Source organism: Actinomadura sp. KC216 (assembly GCF_004348535.1).
In the GTDB taxonomy this organism is placed as follows: domain Bacteria; phylum Actinomycetota; class Actinomycetes; order Streptosporangiales; family Streptosporangiaceae; genus Spirillospora.
Genome location: NZ_SMJX01000131.1, coordinates 1 through 21,259, shown reverse-complemented (window position 1 = coordinate 21,259; position 21,259 = coordinate 1). Strand labels below are relative to the sequence as shown.

The window sequence follows — 21,259 nt, the reverse complement described above, 5'->3', positions numbered from 1 at the left end:
CGCCCGCACTGATCCGGCCCGGGAATGGCGAAGGGCCGCCCGGATGGGCGGCCCTTGGGAAGTGCGGGGTCAGGCGCGGACGGCCTGGACCTCAAGCTGGAGGTCGACCTTGTCGCCGAGCAGGGCCTTGTCGCCCTTCAGCGGCACGTTGAACTCGATGCCCCAGTCCTTGCGGTTGATGGTGGTGTGGGCGGAGAACCCGGCGCGCGTCCCGCCCCACGGGTCCTCCGCGACGCCGTTGAACTCGACCGAGAGGCTCACCGGACGGGTGACGCCCTTGATCGTCAGCTCGCCGTCCAGGAAGTACTCGCCGCCCTCGGCGCGGACGCCCGTGGTCGCGAAGGTCATGGTGGGGTGGTTCTCGACGTCCAGGACGTCCGCGGTCCGCACGTGGGCGTCGCGGTCGGCGTTGCGGGTGTCGAGCGAGGCGACCTTGATCTCGGCCGTGGCGCTGGACTCCGACAGCTCCTCGGCGATCTGCACGGACCCGGTGAACTCGGTGAACGTGCCCCGGACCTTGGTCATCAGGTGCCGGATGACGAAGGTGACCTCGGAGTGCGCGGGGTCGATGTTCCAGGTGCCCACGGTCAGCTCGGGGGCGACGGCGGCGATGCTCATGGTGGCTCCTAGCGGTGTTGAGAGGCATGTGCTTGAAACTTCAACGACTCGTCGGAGGATAGTTGAGGGTTCAAACATAGTCAAATCGAAGATTGTTCCCGAGGCGTGCAACCACAGCGGGTGCTCGTGCGTAATCAGCGGGCACACAGGTGGGCCGGGGTGTGGAGAGCGACGGCCCGTCCCGCCGGCGTCCACGATCATTTCGGGAGTCCTCGTGAGCGACGAACAACCGCGCGCCGTCATCCGCGGCGCGGCCCGCCCGGTCCATCGGCCCCGCCAGGCCCGCGGGCCGGCGGCGGCGGGCGCGGCCGGCGCGGCCATCCTGGCGGCCACGGCCGTCCTCGTGACCGGCTGCGGGGGAGGCGAGCCGGGCGCGGGCAAGGCGGCCGCCGAGGGCGGCGCCGGGGGCAAGCTGCCCCAGGCCACCACGTACACGACCCTCAAAGACCTGCCCGCCGACCCGGCGCCCGCCGCCGCCCTCGACGGGACCGTCGTGCACCCCAACGAGACCGCCCCCGTGTCGGCGCAGCCCGGCGCGCCCGCCGTCGCGGAACTGCCCGCCGACCAGCTCAAGGGCGACACCTGGGTGCCGGTCGTGGAGACCCGCCCCGGCTGGCGGCGCGTGCTGCTGCCCAGCCGCCCCAACGGGGTGACCGGCTGGATCCCCGACTCCGGGCTGAAGGTCGCGCGCAGCTCCCACGTCATCAAGGTGGACGTCAGCGACCGCAAGCTGACCCTCCTGAACTCGGGCCGCAAGGAGGGCACCTGGTCCGTGGCGGTCGGCGCGCCGAAGACGCCGACCCCGACCGGACGGACGTTCGTCCTCGCCTCGCTGGCCCCGGCCAAGCCGACCTACAGCCCGCTGATCCTGCCGGTCGGCTCGCACTCGGAGACCCTCGACACCTTCGGCGGCGGCCCCGGGACGGTCGCGTTCCACGGCTGGCCCAACGCGTCCGTCTTCGGCAAGGCCATCACCCACGGCTGCGTGCGCGTCCCGCCGGACGCCCTGAAGCGCCTCGCCAAGGCCCCGCTCGGGACGCCCGTCCACGTCACCGCCTGACACCCCCGAACTCCCGGCCGCGAGGCCGCGGTCCGCCCCCGCTCGCCGTCCGGCCGGGTGCCCCCCGCCAATCCGCGCCATCCATAGTTCAGAACCCCCAAGGAGAGCAATCGTGCGTTTGCAGACCATCACGAAGTGCGCGGCCGTCGCCGGCGCGCTCGCGCTGCCCTTCACGGCCCTCGTCCCCGCCGCGTCCGCGACCAGCGGGGGCGTCGGCTCCGCCGTCGCGATCTCCGCGACCGGGCCGGTGGCGATCCCGCCGACCCCGTCCGTGACGTCCACCGGCCACAAGCCGGTGCGCAAGAGCGTCGCCGAGCTGCCCGCCAACGCGCTCGGCATCGAGGCGCGCGCGCTGAACGCCGCCGCCTGGGCCGGGCACGGCCGCGCGTCCGTCGCCGACCTGCGGATCGCCAAGATCGGGCTGAGCGCCAGCGCGGTCACCGCGAAGTGCGAGAACGGCAACGGCGTCTCGCACCTGAAGCAGGCGTCGCTGAACGGCCGCAAGCTGAAGCTCACCGCGGCGCCCAACTCGGCCCTGACCGTCAACCTGAACGGCCTCGGCGCCGCGACGGTCACGCTGAACAAGCACGTCCGCGACCACGACGGCAACCTGTCCATCACGGCCATCGAGGTGAGCCTGACCCTCGCCGGCAAGACCCAGACGATCGCCATCTCGTCCGTGACCTGCGGCAAGGGCGGCAAGCCGGGCCAGCCGAGCACCCCGCCGTCGCAGCCGTCCGAGCCGGGCACGCCGTCGCAGCCGTCCACCCCGCCGGACGCCGCGCCCGCGCCCACCCCGGTCACCGGCGACCTCCCGGTCACCGGCTGACGCTCACACAGGAAGGGCCCGCGGACGTGGGGTTACGCGGGCCCTTCCGCATGCCCGCCCCCGGTCGGTGTCGGGCTGCTCAGGACCTGGCCGATTCCCATGCGGGGCTGGAGAGGAAATAGGTGTCGTAGAGCTCCTGCACGTCCAGGAGGCTTTCGGGCGGCACCTTTCCGTAGGCGATGCGCTCCAGGTGGCGGAAGTACTCGAAGCGTTCGACGCCGGGCGTGATGACGATGAGGATGTCGGCGATCTCGCCCGGCGCGGCGGCGAAGGCGTGCGCCGCGCCGGGCGGCACGACCACCAGGTCGCCGCGCTCGGCGGTGACGACCTGGTCGCCCGACAGCAGCTGGGCGGCGCCGTCCAGTATGTAGAACATCTCGGCGGAGTTGTCGTGGCGGTGCGGTTTCGCGCCGTCGGAGCCGGTGCCGAGGGTGACGCGCTGGGTGGACAGCGCGCCGCCGGTCGAGCTGCTGTCGGCCAGCAGCCGGATGCTGGTGGGGGCCCGGCCGACGACTTCGGCGTCGGCGCCGCGGACGATGACGGCCTCGTTGAAGTCCGGCGTGAGCTGGGACATGGCAATGGCTCCTCCGTTAGTGGGTTGATCGAATATCTCAGACGGCGAACAGCAGCGCGGCGCTGACGAGCACGGCGACGGCGGTGGCGAAGTGGACGCCGAACGCCACGGCCTTGGTGCCGCCGTGGCGCAGCACGATGAGGGTGTCGCCCAGGGGAGCGATCGCGACGACGAGCATGTACCAGCCGGCTGGCGGCCGAGATCGAATACAGCCAGCCGGTCCTCTACAGCCACTTCAAGGGCAAGAACGCCATCATGGCGGCCGTCGCCGTCGAAGGCTGCGCCGATCTGGCCGCCGAACTGCGCGCGGCCCGGACCGCGGCACCGGGACCGAAGGAGGCGCTGGCCGCCGTCGGCGGCGCGTACGCGGCGTTCGCCGAGCGCAGGCCCGCGCTGTACGACGCGATGTTCACGCACGCCAGCGACCTGCCGTTCGCCACCCCCGAGGCTCCCGAGCCGCTCAGGCAGGCCTTCGGCGAGCTGCGGGAGGCCCTCCGGCCGCTCGCGGGCGACGATGATCTACCGGCGCTGACCGAGACGTTCTGGAGCGGGCTGCACGGCCTGATCACCCTGATGCGCAGCGGCCGCCTGCCCCGCGAGAACCACGACGAGCGCTTGGCCATCCTCATCGGCCGCTTCGCCCGCTGACCGGACACCCTCCCGGGAGGGGCGGCGCAGTGGGGTGCTAGCGGTCTGAGGTGAGGGTCGTTACTTCGGGGCGGCGGTGTTCCAGGGCGTCGCGCAGGTGGGCGCGGCCCCGGTGGATGCGGGAGCGGACGGTGCCCAGCTTGACGTTCAGGGTCGCCGCGATCTCCTCGTAGGACAGGCCCTCGATGTCGCACAGGACGACGGCGGCACGGTACTCGGGGACGAGATCGTCCAGGGCCCGCTGGATGTCGGCGTCCAGGTGGCGCTCGTCGTAGGCCTGGGCGGGGGTCGGCTCGCGGCCCTGGAGGCGTTCGGCGGCGTCGTCGCCCAGGGCGTCGAAGCGGATGCGCTGCTTCCGGCGGGCGCGGTCGAGGAAGAGGTTCGTGGTGATGCGGTGCAGCCAGCCCTCGAACGTGCCCGGGGTGTAGGACGACAGGGAACGGAAGACCCGGATGAAGACGTCCTGGGTCAGGTCTTCGGCGTCGTGCCGGTTTCCGGTCAGCCGGTACGCCAGCCGGAACACTCGGGTGGAGTGCTCGCTGACGATCTCCTCCCAGGTCGGCGGGGTCCACGCCATAGCGCCTGCGCTCACCACTACCCCCGTCTGATACTGAATCGTTACGGCCAAGCATGCCGGGAGGCGGATAAGAGCCGTGTAAGAAGCGTGAAGCGTGGCCGGATCAGGCAATCCGATCGTGTGATCCATTTCATTGGACTGAGTGACAATAGGCATTGAGTTCGCCCGCCCCGGCATGCAGGATCGGGGCATCCGCCCCGATACGCGAGGACCGTGGCATGGTGCGAAGCTACAACCTGGCCGACCTGCTGGAGATCATGACCGCGGCCGCTCCGGCGCGTCCCGCGCTGGTGGCGGGAGCCGAGCGGCGGACGTACGCCCAGCTCAACGAGCGCGCCGACCGGGTCGGACGGCATCTGGCGCAGGCCGGTGTGCGGCCCGGCGAGCATGTCGCGATCCTCGCCCACAACCGGGCCGAGTGGATCGAGGCGATGTTCGGCGCGTTCAAGATCCGCGCGGTGCCGATCCCGGTGAACTACCGGTACGTGGCGGCGGAGCTGCGGCACGTCCTGGCCGACTCGGACTCCGTCGCGCTGATCGGCGAGCGTTCGCTCCTGGCGAAGACCGAGGAGGTCCGCGCGGAACTGCCGAAGCTGCGGCATGTGGTGGTGCTGGAGGACGGGGCCGAGGCCGAGATCCCGGGGGCGGTGCCGTACGAGCGCGCGCTCGCGGAGGCCGATCTGAGCGAGGGGTTCCCCGAGCGGTCCAACGACGATCGCTACATCATGTACACCGGCGGGACGACGGGGTACCCGAAGGGCGTCGAATGGCGCTGCGAGGACATCTTCTTCGGAGCGCTCGGCGGCGGGAACGTCTTCGGGGACTCCATCGGCAGCCCGGAGGAGCTCGCCGCCAACGCCGACCAGCCCGCGACGGCCGTGCTCAACTGTGCGCCCGTCATGCACGGCGCCGGGCAATGGGTCGCGTTCATGGGTTTGTTCAGCGGCGCCAAAGTCGTCCTTTACACGGATCACGCTTTCGACGCCGACAAGGCGCTCAGGCTGGTCGCGGAGGAACAGGCGAATGTGCTGATGCTGGTGGGCGATGTGATGGCGCGTCCGGTCGCGGACGCCCTGGCCACCGGCCAATACGAGGTGCCCTCGCTGATCGGTATCGCGTCCGGTGGCGCGCCGCTTACCGACGGCGTCAAGCGAACATTGCGTGACCATCTTCCGAACATCATGTTCCTCGACAACTATGGCGCTTCGGAGACCGGGGCCTGCGGGCCGTCCGTCGACGGAGCGGACGGCACCGCCCGGTTCATGATGGACGCCGACGTCACCGTCCTGGACGACGACCTGAACGTCGTTCCGCCCGGAGAGATCGGCCGGCTCGCGCGGAGCGGGCACATCCCGGTCGGCTACTACAACGACCCCGAGAAGACCGCGTCGACGTTCTTCACCGCGGCGGACGGGACCCGCTGGTCGATCCCCGGCGACTTCGCCATCCGCCAGGAGGACGGCACGATCGTGCTGCTGGGCCGCGGTTCCCTGGTCATCAACACGGGCGGGGAGAAGGTGTACCCGGAGGAGGTCGAGGTCGCGCTGAAGGACCACCCGGACGTGGTCGACGCGGTCGTGGTGGGCCTGCCGGACGACCGGTTCGGGCAGCGCGTCGCCGCCGTCGTCGCGGCCCGGCCGGGCGCGGCGGTCACGCTGGAGGAGCTGACCGGGCACTGCCGCGGGCGGCTCGCCGGCTACAAACTGCCGCGCCAGCTCAAGCTGGTCGACGAGGTGCAACGCACGGCCGTCGGCAAATCCGACTACAAGTGGGCACGGAGCGTACTGGCTTAACGCACCTTTTCCCGAGAGCGCGGTCTTATACCACATTCGGTCGCTTTCTCTCCCGGGCTCACCGTCAAGAAATGATTGATGCCGAGGGAGCGTGCCTTGAGCGCTTCCGGGCGATTAACTTCCCCATGAACGGGGATCGGTTGATACCGCTTGCGCGGCGGTATCGCCTGCTCTCTGTGGTCGGCAGGGGCGGCATGGGGACCGTCTGGCGCGCCTACGACGAAGTGCTGGACCGGCATGTCGCCGTCAAGGAGGTCCATCTCCCCGGGCGCATCACCCAGAGCGAGCGCAAGGTGATGTGCCGGCGCCTGCTGGCCGAGGCGCGGGCCACCGCCGCGCTGAAGCATCCGGGTGTGGTCGCCGTCCACGACCTCCTCATCGAGGGCGGGCGGCCGTGGATCGTCATGGAGTTCCTGGAGTCGTGCTCGCTGAACCGGCTGGTCACCGAGGACGGGCCGCTGGGCGTGCGCCGGACGGCCGAGATCGGCGCGGCCGTCCTGTCCGTGCTGCGCGCGTCGCATGCGGCGGGAATCCTGCACCGTGACGTGAAACCCAGCAACGTTCTGATCTGCGATGACGGGCGCGTCCTGCTGACCGATTTCGGGCTGGCCGTCCACATGCACAACGGGCAGGAGACCGCCGACACCATGCCCGCGGGCATCGAGGGCTCTCCCGCTTACCTCCCGCCGGAACGGGTGAACCGGCTGCAGAGCGCCGAGGCGTCCGACCTGTGGTCGCTCGGCGCGACGCTTTACACCGCCGTCGAGGGTTTCTCGCCGTTTCTGCGGTGTCACGCGCTGGCGTCCATGGTTGCGGTGCTGCTGGGCGACTTTCCGCGTCCGGTGCGGGCCGGGCCGCTGACGCCCGTCATCGAGGGGCTGCTGCGCCAGCGGCCGGAAGACCGCCTGACGGCCGAAGCCACCGCCGAGCTGTTGCAGGACGTGATCGGGAACGTTCCAGAGCCCGGTGCCACGCGCGCGAAGCCGCCCCAGGAGGTGCGCGGTTTCTCGGCGCCGCGGCTCACGCTGCGGCGCCGCGTGCCATGGGCCCTGCGCGGTTCGTGGGTGTCGCGGGACGCGGCCCGCTCACGCGTCTTCCGCGGTCCGCGCGTCCCGTGGGCGCTCCGCGACCCCAGGCCTCCCGGGGAGCGCCGGGACGATGCGTCGCGGCCCTTTGGTTCGCGGCAGCGGCGCCTGCGTCGCTGGGCGGCGGCGGCTCGCTGGGCGGCGGCTCGCTGGGTGCCGCGCGGCTGGTCGCCTGGCCGCGGCTGGTGGCGCCGGCGCGGTGCGTGGAGGCCCCGGCGTCCCTTGCGGCTGCGCGCGCCGGTGCTGCTGGCGGGGCGCAGGGTGCGGCCGGGCGCGGTGGCGGGCGTGGCGGTGCTCGCCGCGGTCGCGGCCGGAACCGGTACCTGGGCGGCCCGCTGGACGTCGATCGGCAAGAGCGAGGCGGTCGCGCTGCGTCCCGCGTCGGACGTGAAGGCCAAGACGGCGAAGTACCGGGAGGCGGGAGCCTATTCGGTGCGCGTGCCCGCCGGATGGCAGGCGGAGCGGCGCGGGCCCGTCATGCATTGGAAGGACGTCCACACGGGACGGGGACTGCGCATCGCCCCGGTGCTCGGCGACCCGCTGGAGGGTCTGCGCGCCGAGGAACGGGCGGCCATGGCGGAGAACCGCTACCCCGGATACCACCGGTTGCGCCTCGAACCGGTACCGGAGGTCATCGCGGGCGCGGCGGAATGGGAGTTCACCTGGCGGAGCGCCGCGCAGGGCGCCGGCGTCGGCAGGCCGGGCAGGGACTCCATCCGGGAGCACAGGACCAGGCACGTGCTGTGCAGCCGGGCGGCGGGGTACGAGTTCTGCTTCTACGCGCCCGATCGGCAGTGGACGCCCGGTCAGCGCCTCTACGACAAGATCCTCAGTTCGTTCCGTCCCGAGAAGCCGTGACGGCGGGGGTCAGAGCGTCTGCTGGAGGCGGAGAAGGAATTCCGCGTTGGACGAGGTGCCCTTCATCTTCTCCAGGAGGTGCTCGACGGCCTGCTGCTTCTCCAGCCCCTGGAGAGCGCGGCGGAGGCGCCAGGAGAGCGCGAGTTCCTCGGGCGACATGAGCAGCTCGTCGCGGCGCGTGCTGGACGCGTCGATGTCGACGGCGGGGAAGACGCGGCGGTCGGCGAGGCCCCGGTCGAGCTTGAGCTCCATGTTCCCGGTGCCCTTGTACTCCTCGAAGAAGACGTCGTCCATCCGGGAGCCGGTCTCCACCAGCGCGGTGGCGAGGATGGTGAGCGAGCCGCCGTTCTCGATGTTGCGGGCGGCGCCGAAGAACTTCTTCGGCGGGTAGATCGCGGTCGTCGCGACACCGCCCGCCAGGATCCGGCTGCTGGACGGCGCCGCCAGGTTGTACGCGCGGCCGAGGCGGGTGATCGAGTCGAGCAGCATGACCACGTCGCGGCCCTGCTCGACCAGGCGCTTGGCCCGCTCGATGGCCAGCTCGGCGAGCGCGGTGTGGTCCTGCGCCGGGCGGTCGAACGTCGAGTGGATCACCTCGCCGCGGACCGTCCGCTGCAGGTCGGTGACCTCTTCCGGCCGCTCGTCGATGAGCACGACCATGAGGTGCACTTCGGGGTTGTTCTGCGCGATCGCGTTCGCGACGGCCTGCAGCACCATCGTCTTGCCGACCTTCGGCGGCGACACGATCAGGCCGCGCTGGCCCTTGCCGATCGGCGCGATCAGGTCGATGACGCGGGTGGCGATCGGGCCGGTGTCGAGGCGGAGGCGCTCGTCCGGGAACAGCGGGGTCAGCTTGCCGAACTCGGGACGGTCCGCCGCCTCCGCGGGCGCGACGCCGTTCACGGTCTCGACGCGGGCGAGGGAGGAGAACTTCTCGCGGTTGGACTTCGGCGGCCGCGCCATTCCCGCGACGGCGTCGCCGGGACGCAGATTGTTCGCGTTGATCTGGGCGAGCGAGACGTGAACGTCGTCCGGGCCCGGGTGGTAGCCGGAGGTGCGGACGAACGCGTGCTTGTCCTGGACGGCGAGGACGCCGTGGAACGGGACGAGCGGGACCTCTTCGGCGGGACGCCGCCCCTGGCGGCTCTTCCGGCCGCCGCTCTGCGAGGACACGCTGTGCGGCGCCCTGGCCGTCCGGCCCTCGGATCCGGTGGTCCGGCCCTCGGCGGCGGTGTGGCCCGCGGCGGGGCGTTCGGTCGTGGTGAGTGTGGAAGTGGACATGTGGGTCCCTTCTCAGGCCGGCGCGGAACGCTCCGCGCGGCCCGGGGTCGAATCTCGGGTACGGCGGCGGAACCCGCGGCGCGTACGCGAGTGGAACGAGAGAAATGCAGCTCGGTTCACCGGGCTGACGTCGGCTCCCTATGTACGGCGACCCAGCACGCTGCTCTCGGCGTACTGAACCGGGGAATCACCGGGCTCTCAGATGGCCCGGGCGGGGAAGAAACGCCCTCGCCGCGTGTGGCGGAAATCCGAAGACGCTGCCTCGACAGTACAGCACTTCGGGGCCGTTTCGCATTCCCGGAGCTCATCGGCCGCTTTCGGACGGATCGTCCCGCGGCGGCGCGCCCTCCCGACGGGCCTCCGGCGGGGCGCGTCCCGGGCTTCCGTACGATGAGCCGCGTCCGGGCGGAGGGAGGATCATGGCCGAGTCGCCCGATGGGAGGCTGCGCGCGGAGGTCGCGGGCGGTGTCGGCACGATCGTGATCGACCGCCCGGCCAAGCGCAACGCGATGTCCGCGGACATGTGGCGGGCGCTTCCCGGCATCCTCGACGGCCTCGCCGCCGACCCCGGCGTGCGGGTCGTGGTGCTGACCGGCGCGGGCGGCAACTTCTGCGCGGGCGCCGACATCGGCGAGCTGGACGCCATCCACCGCGACGACGACTCCCACCTCGGGACGGTCGCGGAGCGCGCGCTCGCCGCGTTCCCGAAGCCGACGCTGGCGGCGATCGAGGGCTACTGCGTCGGTGGCGGCTGCCAGCTCGCCGCGGCCTGCGACCTGCGGTTCGCGGCGGACGGCGCCCGGTTCGGGATCACCCCGGCGAGGCTCGGCATCGTCTACCCGGCCGCGGCGACGGTCCGGATCGTCGGGCTGGTGGGGCCGTCCGCCGCCAAGTACCTGCTCTACTCGGCGGACCTGATCGGCGCCGAGCACGCGCTCCGCATCGGCCTGCTGGACGAGGTCGTCCCGGCGGCTGGCGGGGCCGGGCTGCGCGAGCGGGTCGCCGAGTTCGCCGCGACGCTCGCGTCCCGCTCCCTGCTCACCCAGTGCGCGACGAAGGAGATCGTGGACGCCGTCGTCGCGTCCGGGCCGGTCGCGGAAAAGGCGGCGTGGTGGCTGGAGGAGATGGCCGCGAGCGGCGAGGTGGAGGAGGGCGCCGCCGCGTTCCTCGAACGCCGCGCCCCGGACTTCACCTGGACGGCGCCGTCCCGCCCCCGCCGCTGAGCACGGCGTACCGCGTCTCGGGGAGGAGGCGCAGGCGGCGCGCGGCCGCGGGCGGGTCGTCCGGCAGCCCGGCGGTCTCGGGACGGAGCAGCTCGGCGAGCGGCAGCACCCCGCAGACCAGCGACTCCGGCGTCCGGACGGCGAGCAGCGGTCCGATCTGCACCGCGCCCCGGTCGGCGGAACCGAGGACGTCCAGCAGGTCCCGGATCTCCGTCGCGTCCCCGGAGGGCACCCAGGGCTCGGCGCGCAGGGAGCGCACGAGGTCGAGGAAGTCGCGTTCGAGGCCGCGCGGGCTGCGGCCCGACAGGTAGTAGCGGCCGACGTCGGTCAGCTCGACGCGCAGCCCGTGGTGCCCGGTGAACCGCTCGTACGGGCCGGTCAGGGCCTCCCGCGCCGGCGACGGCTCGGCGCGCACGACCCCGCCGACCATGTCCACGGGCTCGGCGCCGAGGGACGCCGCGACGGCCTGGTCGAGCCGCCGGGCCAGGTTCGCGCGGAGCCCGGCGACCTCGGCGGCCAGCGCCCGGACCGCCTCGTCCTGCCCGGCCAGCAGCTCGCGCTGGCGGCTCAGCTTCTCGTTGACGTCCGGGACCATCCGCTCGTTGATCTGCGCGATCAGCGACCGGATCCGCGCGTCGGCCTCGCCGAGGGCCTCGCGGTCGCGGTCCTGCTCGCGGGCCAGCCGCTCCAGCTGCTCGCGCTGGGACGTGCGGACGCTCTCCAGCTCGTCCCGCGTCCCCTTCAGCGCGCGGAGCTGGGTGCGGATGTCGGCGATCTCGGGGGCGCCCGGGATCCGCTTGCGCTCGAACGCGAGATAGAGCTCCCTGCCGGCGATCGCCAGGCACAGCAGAACCAGAACCACCGTCATCGCGCCCTCCCGGGGGCCATCTCGCCGAGCAAGATAACCGTCAGCGGTTCAGGTAGGCCAGAACGGCGAGAACCCGCCGATTGTCGTCGCCGGTCACGGGCAGGTCGAGCTTGGTGAAGATGTTCGCGGTGTGCTTGGTCACGGCCCGCTCGGTGACGACGAGCCGTTCCGCGATCGCGGCGTTGGAGCGTCCCTGCGCCATCAGCTCCAGGACCTCGGTCTCGCGCGGGGTGAGGCGGCTGATCGGCGTGTTCCGGGTGTTGCTGGCGACGAGGCGGGAGATGACCTCCGGGTCCATCGCGGTGCCGCCCGCGGCGACCCGGCGGACCGCGTCCACGAACTGCGCGGCGTCGAACACCCGGTCCTTCAGCAGGTAGCCGATGCCGCCGCTGCCGTCCGCGAGCAGCTCCCGCGCGTACAGCTGCTCGACGTACTGCGACAGCACCAGCACCGGCATGCCCGGGACCTGGCGGCGCGCCTCCAGCGCCGCCTGCAGCCCCTCGTCGGTGAAGGACGGCGGCAGGCGCACGTCGACCACCGCCACGTCCGGGCGGTGGTCGAGGAGCGCCTTCAGCAGCGACGGGCCGTTGTCGACCGCGGCCGCGATCTCGAAGTCGTGCGTTTCGAGCAGGCTGACCAGGCCCTCTCTCAGGAGGGCGAGGTCTTCGGCGATGACAACGCGCACGGCAGCTCCATGGTGACGATCGTCGGACCGCCCACGGGGGAGTTGAGGGCGAGGACGCCGTCGAATGTACCGATACGCCGTTCGATCCCGCGCAGTCCGGTCCCGCCGTCCAGCGTGGCGCCGCCGTGGCCGTCGTCGGTGACGGTGATCCGCAGCATGCCGTGCTCGTAGCGCATGTCGACCCAGATGCGGGACGCGCCGGAGTGCTTGGCCGCGTTCGTCAGGATCTCCGACACCGCGAAGTAGGCGGCGGACTCGACCGGCGGCTCGGGCCGGGCGGGCAGGTCGGCGTCGACCTCGACCCGCAGCGGGTGGTCGAGCGCGAGGGCCTTGACCGCGTCGCCGATCCCGCGGTCGGCGAGCACGGGCGGGTGGATGCCGCGGACGAGGTCGCGCAGCTCGTGCAGCGCCTTCGCCGACGACTCGCGGGCCTCCGCCAGCAGGATCCGGGCCTTCTCCGGGTCCTTGTCGAGGAGGTGCTCGATCGCGCCGAGGCTCATGCCCATCGCGACGAGCCGGGCCTGCGCCCCGTCGTGCAGGTCGCGCTCGATGCGGCGCAGCTCGGCGGCGGACGCGTCCACGGCCTCCGACCGCGTCTCGGTCAGGTGCCGGACGCGCAGCGCCAGCTCCGACTTCTTCGTCGGGCCGAGGATGAACCGCCCCCAGCGGCCGTACACGTTCATCATCTTCGGGCCGATGAGGAGCCCGGCGGCGATGCAGAAGACGGCGATGATGAGCGTGGAGACGATGCGCGAGACGTCCTGGTCGTAGCCCTCGGTGATGGGGATGTAGGCGTACCAGTCGCTGCCGCCGTAGTGGCCGATCAGCCCGCCCGCGAACGTCGCGACCGCGATCCCCCACAGCCCGTACAGGACGAGCAGGCCCGGCAGCGCGGCCGTGAACAGCACCACGATCGGGTCGGCGACGACCCACAGGTAGTCACGCCACGTCGCCGGGTCGGTGATCAGCCTGACGAAGCGCTTCATCATGCCCTGAAAGCCGGGCTCGTACTCGGGCTCCGGGAGGTAGGGGCGCTCGATGTGGACGTCCGTCCAGTTGTTGATCCTGGAGCGGTAGGCGTCCAGCTGGGTGCGCAGCAGCATCACCGCGGACGGGAACAGCAGCACCCCGAGGAAGCTGGAGATCATCGACACGACCGTGAGGAACCACGCGCCGGTGAGCATCGCGGGGATGCCCAGCAGCCAGAACGCCAGCCCGCGCCACGGCGCCCGGACATGCAGCTGCAACCGCGTCTCCCGCGGCCGGGTCTCCTTCGATCGCGTCTCTTGCACCCACGTCTCTTTCGACAATCCACTGTTCACGGGGATCCCCCCAGGGTCGCTGGCTTATGACGTCCAGTCTTCTGGCCTGCGCCCTTCCGCACAGTGTGCCCGCAACCCAAGGATGGGGTGTACCTGGCTACACCTGTACCTAGCTACACCGTTGGACGGCGTCTAGGGCCATGTCGCGCAGTTCCCGCGCTTTCTAGCGTTCATGGGGTCATCCCTAACCGACGATTTTCGGGGAACCCATGAAACGGAATTTCGCCGCCACGCTCGGCGGGTGGAGCGCGCGGCATCGCTTGACCGCCATTTTCGGGTGGCTGCTGTTCGTCGTCCTGGCCTCGGTGCTCGGCGGGGCGACGGGGCAGGTCACGATGGAGGGCTACGAGCAGGGCACCGGGCAGTCGGCCCGGGCCGAGCAGATCCTCACCGAGGCGGGGATCGAGGACCCGAACCAGGAGACCGTTCTCATCTCCGGCGGCGCGCACGCGGCCGGGTCGCCGGAGATGAGGCGGGCGGTCGCGGCCGTCCGGGCGAACGTCCAGGCCACCGGGAAGATCACCGATCTGCGGCCGGACGTGACGTCCAAGGACGGCCGGCACGTGATCGTGCAGTTCACCGTCCCGGAGGTGGCGGACGACGCGCCCGATCCACTGCCCGCGATCCAGGAGGCGGTGGCGAAGGCGGAGCGCGACAACCCGTCGGTCGAGATGGGGCAGTTCGGCGGCGCCACCGCCGACGCCTGGTTCGACGAGGTCTTCGGGAGCGACTTCCGGCGCGCCGAGGTGACGGCGCTGCCGCTCGCGCTCGGCATCCTGCTCGTCGCGTTCGGCGCGCTGGTCGCGGCGGTGCTGCCCGTCATGCTGGCGTTCACCGCGTTCCTCGCCGCGGGCGGGCTCCTCGCCGTGACGAGCCACGCGCTGCACGTCGACGACACGACGAACTCGGTGATGCTGCTGATGGGGCTGGCGGTCGGCGTCGACTACTGCCTTTTCTACCTGCAGCGCGAGCGGGAGGAGCGACGCGAGGGCCGGGACAGGGGCACGGCCCTCGCGATCGCCGCCGCCACCTCGGGACGGTCGGTCCTGGTTTCCGGGCTGACCGTGATGGTCGCGATGTCCGGGATGTTCCTGTCCGGGCTGCTGCTGTTCAAGGGCTTCGCGGTCGCGACGATCCTGGTCGTGCTCATCGCGATGCTCGGGTCGGTGACCGTCCTGCCCGCGCTGCTCTCGCTGCTCGGCGACAAGGTCGAGTTCGCGCGCATCCCGTTCCGGGGCCGGCGCCGGGGGCGGCGGTCCGCGCAGGAGCGCGCCGGGGTGGTGGGGACGCTGCTGAAGCCCGTCCTGGCCCGTCCGGGGATCGCGGCGGTGCTCGCCGCCGGGCTGCTGCTCGCCCTGGCCGCGCCCGCGCTCGGCATGAAGACCGAACGGCTCCGCATCGACCAGCAGATCCCGCCGGGCGAGGAGATCGCGCAGACCTACACGCGGCTCAACGAGGCGTTCCCCGGCAACCCGGACCCGGCGGTCGTCGTGGTCAAGGCCCGCGACATCAACGCCCCGGAGGTCACCGCCGCGATCGACGACCTGAAGCGGCGGGCCGTCGCGTCGAGGGAGATGAACGAGCCGATCGAGGTCACCGTGCACGGCAAGGAGAACCTCGCCGAGATCGAGATCCCGCTCGCCGGGACGGGCTCCGACGCGACCTCGACGCACGCGCTGGAGACGCTCCGCGAACGGATCGTCCCGCAGACGGTCGGGAAGGTCGGCGAGGCCCCGGTGACCGGCCAGCTCGCCTGGTCGACCGACTACAACGCGCAGCTCAGGACGAGCATCGTCCCCGTGTTCCTCTTCGTCATGGGGATCACGTTCCTGCTGATGCTGGTCTTCTTCCGCTCGCTGCCGATCGCGGTCAGCGCCATCGTCCTCAACCTGCTGTCAGTCGGCGCGGCGTACGGGGTCATGGTCGCGGTGTTCCAGCACGGCTGGGGCGACAACCTGGTCGGGACGACGGGCGCCGGGGCCCTGGAGTCGTGGATCCCGCTGTTCGTCTTCGTCGTCCTGTTCGGCCTGTCCATGGACTACCACGTGTTCGTCGTCTCCCGGATCCGCGAGGCCTATGACCGGGGGCTGGACACGACGCGGGCCGTCCGGGAGGGGATCCTCGCCACGGCGGGCCCGGTGACCAGCGCCGCCGTCATCATGATCGCCACGTTCGGGATCTTCGGGACGCTCACCATGCAGGCGTTCAAGCAGCTGGGCGTCGGCCTGGCGGTGGCGGTCCTGATCGACGCGACGATCGTCCGGGTGGTGCTCCTCCCGGCCGTGATGACGCTGCTGGGCCGGGCGAACTGGTACCTGCCGGCCTGGCTGGGCTGGCTCCCGCGCGTCTCGCACGCCGAGCACACCGATCCCGACCCGATCCAGCCGCCGTCGGCTCCGCAACCGCTGATCCCGCAGGGTTAGCACCTCATGCGAAAGCCCCGGCCATTTCGGCCGGGGCTTTCGCGCGCTAAAGGGCGACGAAGGTCAGCCCGCGTTTCTTCAGTTTCGGAATGGCGCTCCTGAGCGCCTTGATGGTCTGGGAGCGGTCACCGCCGCCGTCGTGGCACAGGACGATGTCGCCCTCCTTGCCCGCCAGAAGGGACCTGCGGATCCGCCCGACACCCGGCCGGGCCCAGTCGCGCGGGTCGACGGCCCAGTCGATGGGCAGCATGCCGTGCTCGGCCGTCAGCTCCAGGACGGTCTTGGACCACGCCCCGCCCGGCGACCGGAAGTACTGCGGGACGACGCCGGTCGCGTCGGCGATCCGGTCGTGCGCGTCGACGATCTCCTTGCGGACGCGCTTGGCCGACATCCCCCCGATGCCGATCGGGTGCGTCTCCGTGTGGTTGCAGATCTGGTGACCGGCGTCGGCGATGCGGCGGGTCAGCTTCGGATACTCCTTGACCTGCTCGCCGATGATGAAGAACGTCGCGTGGATCTCCTCCTCGGCGAGGAGGTCGAGCATCTGCGGCGTCCATTTCGGGTTCGGGCCGTCGTCGATGGTGAGCGCGATGGATTTCGGCGGCGGCGCGGGGGAGAGCTGCGACAGCTCGCGGACGGGCGTCTTCACCGCGGTGAGCTTCGCGGGCGTCCACGCGGCGGGACGCGGCTTCGGCGTGGGCTTCGGCGGCGGTGCCGGATTCGCGGCGGGCCGCGCGCGGGGAGTCGTCGTCTGCGCGGCGGCCCGGGAGTCGTTCGAGGGGCGGGCGCCGTCCGCGCCCAGCACGGTGAGACCGGCCGCCGCACCCATCAGCCAGAGCGTTTCGCGGCGGGACGCCAGGCGGGACGCGAGCTTGGACGCCTCACCGGCCAGATCAACCTCCACATGTCCAACGCTATCGGTGTTTAACCGGGTAGGAGGCCGCTATGGGATCTTCACCCCCCAAGGGGGACGGATGAGCGCGGTGCCCGAACTCGGGCCGGTGCTCGCGCTCGTACTGACCGCGCTCACCGCGTTCGCCGCGGTGGCCGTCCGCGCCGGCGGGCTCGGTCTCGGCCGGGACGTCGTCGTCGTGGCGGTGCGGGCGGCCGTCCAGCTCGCGGCCGTCTCGCTGCTCATCGCGGCGGTGCTGCGCAGCGCGGGCTGGACGGCGGTGTTCGTCGCGGGCATGGTCGTGGTCGCGGCGGCCACGGCGGGACGGCGCATCACCGGTTCCGCGCTCGGATCCGGCTGGTGGACGCTGCTGCCGATCGTCGCCGGGGTCGCGCCCGTCCTCGCCCTGCTGCTGGCCTCGACGGCGGTGCCGTCGCGTCCGGTGGCGGTGCTGCCCATCGCGGGGATCTTCATCGGCGGCGCGATGTCCGCGACCGGCCTCACCGGACGCCGCGCGCTGGACGAGCTGGCCACGCGGCGCGGCGAGTACGAGGGCGGCCTCGCGCTCGGCCTCCTGCCCCGGGACGCCGCGCTGGAGCTGTGCAGACCCGCCGCCGCGCTCGGCCTGTTCCCCGTCATGGACCAGACGCGGACGGTCGGGCTGGTCACGCTGCCGGGCGCGTTCGTCGGCGTCCTGCTGGGCGGCGCCGACCCGGTGGACGCGGGTGCGATCCAGCTCTTGGTCCTCGTCGGCCTCCTGGCCGTCGAGTCGATCGCCGTCCTGATCACCCTGGAACTGGTCGCGACGGGGAGGTTGGGCTAGCCCGGTTCTGTGTGGCCGCAGGCGGTGGAGATGGCCCGGACGGTTTCGAGGAGGGCGGGCAGGAGGGCGAGGACCTCGTCGCGGGTCAGGACGACCTCGGGGACCGAGATGGAGACGGCGGCGATGACGCGTCCGGTCGCGTCCCGGACGGGTGCGGCGATGCAGCGGATGAACGTCTCGTGCTCGGCGTCGTCGAGGGCGTAGCCCTGGGCGGCCACCTGGGACAGCTCGTCCAGGAGCCGGTCGGGGCCGGTGATGGTGTGCTCGGTGAACGCGGCGTACTCGATCTCCTCGGCGACGCGGCGGCGGCGCGGTTCGGGGAGGTCGGCGAGCAGGACCTTGGCGATCGCGGTGGCGTGCAGCGGCATGCTCAGCCCCACCCGCGAGTACATGCGGATCGAGTGGCGCGAGTCGTACTTGTCCAGGTAGATGACGTTGCCGCCCTCGTACACGCCGAGGTGGACGGTCTGCCCGGTCTCCTCGTTCAGCCGGGCCAGGTGCGGGGCGGCGACGTCGCGGATGCCGCGCTGCTCCAGCGCCGCGCCCGCCAGCGCGAACAGGCGGGAGCCGAGGTGGAAGCGGTGGGCGGAGTCGCGGTGGACGAAACGGTCGGACTCCATCGTGCGGAGCAGGCGCAGCACGGTCGTCTTGTGGACGCCGACCGTCGCGGCCAGCTCGTCCAGGGTGCGGGGCCCCTCGCCCAGTTCGCCGAGGATCGCGAGCGCGCGGGCGAGGCTCTGGCTCATCAGGCTCCCTCCGTGGGTAAGCCCCGGGTCGTTGACCGGCACCCGCGGGTGATGTTACAACCACAACAGCACAAGACGCAATTATCGTTGCATTATGTGCAATCTCGGAGGTCATGATGGTCGCGAGCATCGATGCCGGTGCGATCGACGCGCTCGGCGAGGAGCGGCTCGACTGGCGCTTCAAAGCGATTCCGGCGTCGCTGCACGGGATGTCGGTGGCGAATGTCCGAGACGGCCGCCCGCCCCTCGACGACTTCGGAACCCCGCTGCTGACGCTGGACGCGCGCTCGCTCGACCACAACGTCCAGACGATGGCGCGGTGGGCGGACGTCGCGGGCGTCGCGCTCGCCCCGCACGGCAAGACGACGATGGCCCCGCAGCTGTGGCGGCGGCAGCTCGACGCGGGCGCGTGGGGCATCACGGTCGCGAACCTGCCGCAGCTGCGCGTCGCGCGCGCCTTCGGCGTCCGGCGGATCATGCTCGCGAACTCGCTCCTCGACCCGGCGGGCCTCGCCTGGCTGGCCGCCGAGCTGGAGGAGCATCCGGAGTTCGAGTTCGTGTCCTGGGTCGACTCGCCGCGCTCGGTCGAGCTGATGGACGAGGCGCTGCGCCTCGCCCGCGCCCAGCGCCGCGTCGACGTGTGCGTCGAGATCGGCGGGCCGCACGGGCGCACCGGCGTCCGGGACGACGGCGACGCCCGCGCCCTCGCCGACGCCGTGCGCCAGGCGCCGACGCTCCGCCTCGCCGGGCTCGCCGGATACGAGGGCGCGCTCGCGCACGACGCGTCCGACGAGGGCCGCGGCGCCGTCGACGCCTACCTGCGCCGGATGGCCAACCTGTTCGCCGGCCTCGACTACGAGACGGACGAGCCGATCGTGACGGCGGGCGGCAGCTCCTTCTTCGACCAGGTCGCGGACGTGCTCGGCGACTCAGGGGGGCGGGTCGTGCTGCGGTCGGGGGCGTACATCGTCCACGACGACGGGTTCTACCGGGAGATCTCGCCGTTCTCGCGGGGCGTCGCCGGAGGCGCGCGGCTGCGGTCGGCCATGCACGGCTGGGCGCGGGTCGTGTCCCGTCCGGAGCCCGCCCTTGCGCTCCTGGACGCCGGCAAACGCGACCTTCCGTTCGACGAGGGTCTTCCGGTGCCGCAGTTCGTCAGGGGGAAGGGACCGGACGTGGTCGAGAAGGCGTCCGTGACCGCGGTCAACGACCAGCACGCCTTTCTTGAGGACGCCTCCGTGGAGCCCGGTGACGTGGTGCGGCTGGCCCTGTCGCATCCGTGCACCGCGCTCGACAAATGGACGCTGATCCCCGTGCTGGACGACGCCGACGCCGGACAACCGGTCGTCATCGACCTCGTGAGGACGTGGTTCTGATGCCGGGCACCGTGATCCGCGGCGCGACCGTCGTGGACGGCACCGGCACCCCCGGCCGCGTCGCCGACGTCACGATCGCCGAAGGCCGGATCACCGAGATCGGGCACGGCCTCACCGGCACCACCGCCATCGACGCGGACGGCCTCGTTCTCGCGCCCGGCTTCATCGACATGCACGCCCACTCCGACCTGGCGCTCCTCATCGAGCCCGACCATCTCGCCAAGGTCAGCCAGGGCGTGACGACGGAGGTCATCGGCCAGGACGGCCTGTCCTACGCGCCCGTCGACGACACCACCCTCGCCGACACCCGCCGCGCCATCGCCGGCTGGAACACCGACCCGCCCGGCTTCGACTGGTCGTGGCGCACCGTCGGCGAATACCTCGACCGCCTCGACCAGGGCATCGCCGTCAACGCCTGCTACCTCGTCCCGCAGGGCACGGTGCGGATGCTCGCGATGGGCTGGGAGGACCGTCCGCCGACACCGGCGGAACTCGACCGGCAACGCGAACTCGTCGCCGCCGGTATGCGCGAGGGCGCGGTCGGGATGTCCAGCGGCCTCACGTACGTGCCCGGCATGTACGCCGACGATGAGGAGCTGGCCGAGCTGTGCCGCGTCGTCGGGTCGCTCGGCGGCTTCTACGCGCCGCACCACCGCTCGTACGGGGCGGGCGCGCTGGAGGCGTACGCCGAGATGGTCGAGCTGTCGCGCCGCTCCGGCTGCCCGCTGCACCTCGCGCACGCGACGATGAACTTCGGCGTCAATCGGGGCCGCGCGCCCGAACTGCTCGCCCTCCTGGACGACGCCATCGCCGACGGCTGCGACATCACCCTCGACACCTATCCCTACCTGCCGGGCTCCACGACCCTCGCCGCGCTGCTGCCGAGCTGGGCGGCCGCGGGCGGTCCCTCGGCGCTGCTGGCGCGGCTCCACGACCCCGCCGAGCGGGCCCGGATCCGGCACGTGATGGAGGTCGAGGGTTCGGACGGCTGCCACGGCGTCCCCGCCGAGTGGGAGACGATCGAGGTCTCCGGCTCCCCGGACGCCTCCGTCGTCGGACGGACCATCGCCCAGCTCGCCGCCGCTTCCGGGCGTCCCGAGTTCGACGTCTTCTGCGAGCGGCTGATCGCCGACGACCTCGCCACCACGATCCTCCAGCACGTCGGGCACGAGGAGAACGTCCAGGCGATCATGCGGCACCCGTGCCACACCGGCGGCAGCGACGGGCTCCTCGCCGCCGCGAAACCGCACCCGCGCGCCTGGGGGACGTTCCCGCGCTACCTCGGCCACTACGTCCGCGACCTGGGCGTCCTGTCCCTGGAGGAGTGCGTCGCGCACCTGACCGGACGCGCCGCGCGGCGGCTCCGCCTCGAAGACCGCGGGCTCGTCGAGCCCGGATACCACGCCGACCTCGTCCTGTTCGACCCCGCGACCGTCCGCGACACCGCCACGTTCGACGACCCGAAGCAGCAGGCCGAGGGCATCGAGCACGTGCTCGTCGGCGGCACGCCCGTCATCTCCGGCGGACGCCACACCGGAGCGCTCCCCGGCCGCTCCCTCCGCCGCACCGAAACCGGAA

At 72.0% G+C, this 21,259-nt stretch carries 19 protein-coding genes and 1 pseudogene; 10 read left to right on the top strand and 10 right to left on the bottom strand.

Annotated features, from left to right (window positions below):
* Positions 1-69: 69 nt before the first annotated feature.
* The gene (locus E1264_RS22615; RefSeq protein ID WP_132176686.1) at positions 70-618 is read right to left on the bottom strand and encodes a YceI family protein; all 549 of its coding nucleotides are present in this window, start codon (positions 616-618) and stop codon (positions 70-72) included.
* A 214-nt stretch (positions 619-832) separates the two neighbouring features.
* Here E1264_RS22615 and E1264_RS22610 point away from each other — a divergent pair, with 214 nt between their 5' ends.
* Together E1264_RS22610 and E1264_RS22605 are read left to right on the top strand one after the other, a co-directional pair.
* Positions 833-1,678 (top strand): L,D-transpeptidase, encoded by an 846-nt coding sequence (locus E1264_RS22610; protein WP_243711101.1) that lies wholly within the window; start codon positions 833-835, stop codon positions 1,676-1,678.
* 112 nt (positions 1,679-1,790) lie between these two features.
* The gene (locus tag E1264_RS22605) at positions 1,791-2,507 is read left to right on the top strand and encodes a choice-of-anchor P family protein (RefSeq protein WP_132176682.1); all 717 of its coding nucleotides are present in this window, start codon (positions 1,791-1,793) and stop codon (positions 2,505-2,507) included.
* Positions 2,508-2,586: 79 nt separating this feature from the next.
* On the opposite strand, the gene E1264_RS22600 is transcribed toward E1264_RS22605, so the two are convergent.
* Positions 2,587-3,081: a cupin domain-containing protein gene (locus tag E1264_RS22600; RefSeq protein ID WP_132176680.1), complete on the bottom strand. Its 495-nt coding sequence runs from the start codon at positions 3,079-3,081 to the stop codon at positions 2,587-2,589.
* 37 nt (positions 3,082-3,118) lie between these two features.
* Positions 3,119-3,259 (bottom strand): DUF4267 domain-containing protein, encoded by a 141-nt coding sequence (locus E1264_RS22595; protein WP_243711100.1) that lies wholly within the window; start codon positions 3,257-3,259, stop codon positions 3,119-3,121.
* A gap of 77 nt (positions 3,260-3,336) precedes the next feature.
* On the opposite strand from E1264_RS22595, the gene E1264_RS22590 reads away from it, so the two are divergent.
* On the top strand, positions 3,337-3,729 hold the full coding sequence (locus tag E1264_RS22590) for a TetR-like C-terminal domain-containing protein (protein ID WP_243711099.1): 393 nt from the start codon (positions 3,337-3,339) through the stop codon (positions 3,727-3,729).
* 37 nt (positions 3,730-3,766) lie between these two features.
* On the opposite strand, the gene sigE is transcribed toward E1264_RS22590, so the two are convergent.
* Positions 3,767-4,306: an RNA polymerase sigma factor SigE gene (gene sigE, locus E1264_RS22585; RefSeq protein WP_243711102.1), complete on the bottom strand. Its 540-nt coding sequence runs from the start codon at positions 4,304-4,306 to the stop codon at positions 3,767-3,769.
* 218 nt (positions 4,307-4,524) lie between these two features.
* Here sigE and E1264_RS22580 point away from each other — a divergent pair, with 218 nt between their 5' ends.
* Both E1264_RS22580 and E1264_RS22575 read left to right on the top strand, forming a co-directional pair.
* A complete protein-coding gene (locus E1264_RS22580) occupies positions 4,525-6,099 on the top strand; it encodes an acyl-CoA synthetase (protein WP_132176676.1) in 1,575 nt (524 codons plus the stop codon).
* A 71-nt stretch (positions 6,100-6,170) separates the two neighbouring features.
* Positions 6,171-8,042, top strand: coding sequence for a serine/threonine-protein kinase (locus tag E1264_RS22575; RefSeq protein WP_132176674.1), 1,872 nt, complete (start codon positions 6,171-6,173; stop codon positions 8,040-8,042).
* A 9-nt stretch (positions 8,043-8,051) separates the two neighbouring features.
* On the opposite strand, the pseudogene rho reads toward E1264_RS22575, so the two are convergent.
* Positions 8,052-9,164, bottom strand: a pseudogene (gene rho / locus E1264_RS22570) (transcription termination factor Rho); the annotation flags it as partial.
* A gap of 578 nt (positions 9,165-9,742) precedes the next feature.
* Here rho and E1264_RS22565 point away from each other — a divergent pair.
* Positions 9,743-10,546, top strand: coding sequence for an enoyl-CoA hydratase-related protein (locus E1264_RS22565; protein WP_132176670.1), 804 nt, complete (start codon positions 9,743-9,745; stop codon positions 10,544-10,546).
* Here E1264_RS22565 and E1264_RS22560 read toward each other — a convergent pair.
* The 3 genes from E1264_RS22560 to E1264_RS22550 are packed head-to-tail and all read right to left on the bottom strand — an operon-like array spanning position 10,512 to position 13,346.
* Positions 10,512-11,414, bottom strand: a complete 903-nt coding sequence (locus tag E1264_RS22560) for a hypothetical protein (protein WP_132176668.1) — start codon at positions 11,412-11,414, stop codon at positions 10,512-10,514. The two genes, E1264_RS22565 and E1264_RS22560, sit on opposite strands and share 35 nt — an antisense overlap.
* Before the next feature lie 40 nt (positions 11,415-11,454).
* Entirely contained in the window at positions 11,455-12,099 is a 645-nt protein-coding gene (locus tag E1264_RS22555; protein WP_132176666.1) for a response regulator transcription factor, read from the bottom strand.
* On the bottom strand, positions 12,063-13,346 hold the full coding sequence (locus E1264_RS22550) for a histidine kinase (protein ID WP_243711098.1): 1,284 nt from the start codon (positions 13,344-13,346) through the stop codon (positions 12,063-12,065). The genes E1264_RS22555 and E1264_RS22550 overlap by 37 nt, the downstream gene beginning before the upstream one ends.
* Before the next feature lie 284 nt (positions 13,347-13,630).
* Here E1264_RS22550 and E1264_RS22545 point away from each other — a divergent pair, with 284 nt between their 5' ends.
* Positions 13,631-15,844, top strand: a complete 2,214-nt coding sequence (locus tag E1264_RS22545; protein ID WP_132176663.1) for an MMPL family transporter — start codon at positions 13,631-13,633, stop codon at positions 15,842-15,844.
* Positions 15,845-15,890: 46 nt separating this feature from the next.
* Here E1264_RS22545 and E1264_RS22540 read toward each other — a convergent pair whose 3' ends face one another.
* Positions 15,891-16,748, bottom strand: coding sequence for a polysaccharide deacetylase family protein (locus tag E1264_RS22540; RefSeq protein WP_243711097.1), 858 nt, complete (start codon positions 16,746-16,748; stop codon positions 15,891-15,893).
* A 70-nt stretch (positions 16,749-16,818) separates the two neighbouring features.
* On the opposite strand from E1264_RS22540, the gene E1264_RS22535 reads away from it, so the two are divergent.
* Positions 16,819-17,559, top strand: coding sequence for an ABC transporter permease (locus E1264_RS22535; protein ID WP_132176661.1), 741 nt, complete (start codon positions 16,819-16,821; stop codon positions 17,557-17,559).
* Here the strand turns inward: E1264_RS22535 and E1264_RS22530 are convergent.
* Entirely contained in the window at positions 17,556-18,305 is a 750-nt protein-coding gene (locus E1264_RS22530) for an IclR family transcriptional regulator (protein ID WP_132176659.1), read from the bottom strand. The genes E1264_RS22535 and E1264_RS22530 overlap by 4 nt on opposite strands.
* Positions 18,306-18,418: 113 nt before the next feature.
* Here E1264_RS22530 and E1264_RS22525 point away from each other — a divergent pair, with 113 nt between their 5' ends.
* Positions 18,419-19,681, top strand: coding sequence for an amino acid deaminase (locus tag E1264_RS22525; protein WP_132176657.1), 1,263 nt, complete (start codon positions 18,419-18,421; stop codon positions 19,679-19,681).
* Positions 19,681-21,259: D-aminoacylase (locus E1264_RS22520; protein WP_132176655.1), on the top strand; the 1,579-nt coding region annotated here is incomplete at its 3' end. The genes E1264_RS22525 and E1264_RS22520, both read left to right, overlap by 1 nt.

Coding starts and splice junctions, on each gene's coding strand:
- E1264_RS22615 (WP_132176686.1), bottom strand. CDS start 618: ATGAGCATCGCCGCCGTCGCCCCCGAGCTGACCGTGGGCACCTGGAAC.
- E1264_RS22600 (WP_132176680.1), bottom strand. CDS start 3,081: ATGTCCCAGCTCACGCCGGACTTCAACGAGGCCGTCATCGTCCGCGGC.
- E1264_RS22595 (WP_243711100.1), bottom strand. CDS start 3,259: ATGCTCGTCGTCGCGATCGCTCCCCTGGGCGACACCCTCATCGTGCTG.
- E1264_RS22590 (WP_243711099.1), top strand. CDS start 3,337: ATGGCGGCCGTCGCCGTCGAAGGCTGCGCCGATCTGGCCGCCGAACTG.
- sigE (WP_243711102.1), bottom strand. CDS start 4,306: ATGGCGTGGACCCCGCCGACCTGGGAGGAGATCGTCAGCGAGCACTCC.
- E1264_RS22580 (WP_132176676.1), top strand. CDS start 4,525: ATGGTGCGAAGCTACAACCTGGCCGACCTGCTGGAGATCATGACCGCG.
- E1264_RS22575 (WP_132176674.1), top strand. CDS start 6,171: ATGATTGATGCCGAGGGAGCGTGCCTTGAGCGCTTCCGGGCGATTAAC.
- E1264_RS22565 (WP_132176670.1), top strand. CDS start 9,743: ATGGCCGAGTCGCCCGATGGGAGGCTGCGCGCGGAGGTCGCGGGCGGT.
- E1264_RS22560 (WP_132176668.1), bottom strand. CDS start 11,414: ATGACGGTGGTTCTGGTTCTGCTGTGCCTGGCGATCGCCGGCAGGGAG.
- E1264_RS22545 (WP_132176663.1), top strand. CDS start 13,631: ATGAAACGGAATTTCGCCGCCACGCTCGGCGGGTGGAGCGCGCGGCAT.
- E1264_RS22535 (WP_132176661.1), top strand. CDS start 16,819: ATGAGCGCGGTGCCCGAACTCGGGCCGGTGCTCGCGCTCGTACTGACC.
- E1264_RS22530 (WP_132176659.1), bottom strand. CDS start 18,305: ATGAGCCAGAGCCTCGCCCGCGCGCTCGCGATCCTCGGCGAACTGGGC.
- E1264_RS22525 (WP_132176657.1), top strand. CDS start 18,419: ATGATGGTCGCGAGCATCGATGCCGGTGCGATCGACGCGCTCGGCGAG.